This is a genomic window from Micromonospora sp. AMSO12t (assembly GCF_008806585.1).
Taxonomy (GTDB): Bacteria; Actinomycetota; Actinomycetes; order Mycobacteriales; family Micromonosporaceae; genus Micromonospora; species Micromonospora reichwaldensis.
Genome location: NZ_WAAS01000563.1, coordinates 1 through 397, shown reverse-complemented (window position 1 = coordinate 397; position 397 = coordinate 1). Strand labels below are relative to the sequence as shown.

Genomic DNA, 397 nt, shown 5'->3' with positions numbered 1-397 from the left:
CGGTCACCGCCAGGCAGGCCCGGGTGAGCGTACGCACCGAGCAGCCCAGCCGGGCGGCGTAGTCCTCGACCCGGCGGGTGTGCTGGTAGCCGCGTTCGACCTCGCGGCACAGCCGATGGAAGGTGGCGGCCTCCGCCCGGGTCGCCGGGTGGGCGCGTTCGGGCAGCATCGACAGCCGGAGCAGCAGCACGGCGAGCTGGTGGCGGAGCAGTCCGCGCGCGACGGCGAGTCCCCGGTGCCGTTGGCAGTCCACCGCCAGCTGGCTCACCTCGTTGATCACCGCGTCCTCGTCCTCGCCGGCGAGCTGGAGCCAGGCCGGGACGGCGTCCGGATCGACGTCGAGCCCGCGCAGCGCCGCCGGATCCCAGCTCACCACCGTCGCGTCGAGCTGCGGGCC

Annotated in this window: 1 pseudogene; it reads right to left on the bottom strand. The window is 75.3% G+C overall.

Annotation, left to right across the window (positions count from 1 at the left end):
* A pseudogene (locus F6X68_RS32960) lies at positions 1-397 on the bottom strand (AraC family transcriptional regulator); the annotation flags it as partial.